2 protein-coding genes are annotated in these 1970 nt (G+C 59.5%); both read left to right on the top strand.

Annotated elements, in window-relative coordinates; translation table 11 throughout:
• Positions 1-1154: extracellular solute-binding protein (locus NZM16_RS10100; protein ID WP_295480227.1), on the top strand; the 1154-nt coding region annotated here is incomplete at its 5' end.
• Positions 1155-1464: 310 nt separating this feature from the next.
• A partial coding sequence (locus NZM16_RS10095) for a carbohydrate ABC transporter permease (RefSeq protein WP_295480225.1) occupies positions 1465-1970 on the top strand: 506 nt, incomplete at its 3' end.

Genomic DNA, 1970 nt, shown 5'->3' with positions numbered 1-1970 from the left:
GGGGCAAGGACGAAGAGCTGAAGGCCCAGTATGCCCTCGATCTCAAGGCCGGCAAGGGCCACGACGTGATGGCCTTCGATGGGTTCTGGACCGCCGAGTTCGTGGCCGGCGGGTTGATTAAGCCGCTGGAGGAGATCGCCGGCTCCGAAGTGAATCAGTGGGAGGGCTGGGCGCATATCCCCGAGACCATTCAGGCCCTGCTGATGTATCAGGGGAAGCGTTACGGAATCCCCACTGGCACGGACGTCCGGGTAATCTGGTATCGCAAAGACCTCTTCAGGAAGGCTGGCCTTCCGGAGAACTGGCAGCCGACCTCCTGGGAGGACATCTTCGCCGCCGCCCGTCAGCTCAAGAAGGCCCTTCCGGATGTGATCCCCATGCAGGTGAACGCCGGGACCAATATGGGTGAGGCGACCTCTATGCAGGGATTCTACCCGCTCCTCCTGTCTGCCGGATCGTTCATCTACGACTGGGATCAGAACAAGTGGATCGTGCGTAGCCCGGCGATGCGGGAGGCCCTCAACTTCTATAGGCGGGTATATATCGATGAGAAGCTGGGCGATGCGCGCCTTCAGCTGATCAAGGAGGGCCGGAACCAATCCTTTGCCATGTTCCGGGACGGCAAGATCGCGATGCTCTGGGAGGGCGACTTTTTCTGGCGCTCGGTGGTCAACCCGGCCGCCAAGTCCGAGTGGGCGATCCCCAATCGGGATGAGGTGGTAGGCTGGGCCAAGATCCCAGCCATCGCTCCGGGGAAGGGCTATCGAGGCCAGGATTTTGTGACCATTTCGGGCGGCACCGGCTTTATTCTGAACCCCAATACCAAGCACCCGAAGGAAGCGTGGGCCTTCCTTTCCTTCATGTTCAGCAAGGAGATGTTGATGGAGTTTCAGAAGATCGAGCCGCGGATCCGGGCACGGGACGATGTGCCGGTGGTGGGTGATCCGGTGATGACGGAGCTGGTGAAGCTGTTGCCGCTGACCACTGTTCGACCGATGCTTCCGGTTTACCCCAAGGTCTCGCAGGCTGCCCAGCTGGCCACGGAACGGGTGGTCTCCGGGGAGATGACACCGGAGCGCGCGATGGATGCATACGCGAAGGAAGTAACGGAACTGGTTGGCCCGGAGAATGTCCTGGATCTGCTGTCGCGCTGATCCGAACCAGGACGGATGGGATAGGGCCGGCAGGGGGTTCTTTCCACCTGCCGGCTTCTCTTTCACCTCATGGGTGGAGATCGACCAAAGGGGGTGAAGTGTGAGCCAACGCCGTCCGATCCTCTCGCTGGGTATTGGGTTGGCGTTCTTATTACCCGCCCTTGGCTTCGTTTTGGTCTTCTTGGTCTTTCCTTCCCTGTGGGTCCTTCAAATCAGCCTGACTAATCAGACTCTCACGGGAGAAGCTGCCCTAAGTCCTCAGTGGGTTGGTTTAGCTAACTTCCAGGCGCTGTTTGATCCCGAAACCTGGATGATTCGGGGTTATTTCGGCAACGCATTGCGCAACACCGTCCTCTTCGTCATCGGCTCCGCCTTGATCGGCCAGGCGGGGTTAGGCTTGGCTCTCGCCTGGGCCTTTCACCGCCGTCGGGGATGGCTGCGGGAGGTCGTCTACACCTTAGTGATCCTGGCCTGGATCATCCCGGATGTTGTGGTGGCGTTTATGTGGGTAGCCTACCTGGATCGGGATCAGGGGACTCTGAACGCTGTCCTCGCCGCCCTGGGGCTAAGCCGGGTTGACTGGCTGATTGAACATCCGCTGTTCTCAGCCATCGTTTTTAACATATGGCGCGGGACGGCTTTCTCGATGCTTCTGTTCTCCTCCGCCCTAGCGACTCTCCCGCCATCCTATTTGGAGGCCGCCGCAGTAGCTGGGGCGAACGCCTGGCAGGCCTTTCGTGATATCATCCTGCCATCGATCCGAGGCCATATCGTCACCGATCTTATCCTAATCACCCTATGGACGTTCAACACTTT

It is taken from the genome of Thermoflexus sp. (genome assembly GCF_025055495.1).
Lineage (GTDB): Bacteria > Chloroflexota > Anaerolineae > Thermoflexales > Thermoflexaceae > Thermoflexus.
This window is presented reverse-complemented; position numbering and strand designations above follow the sequence as displayed.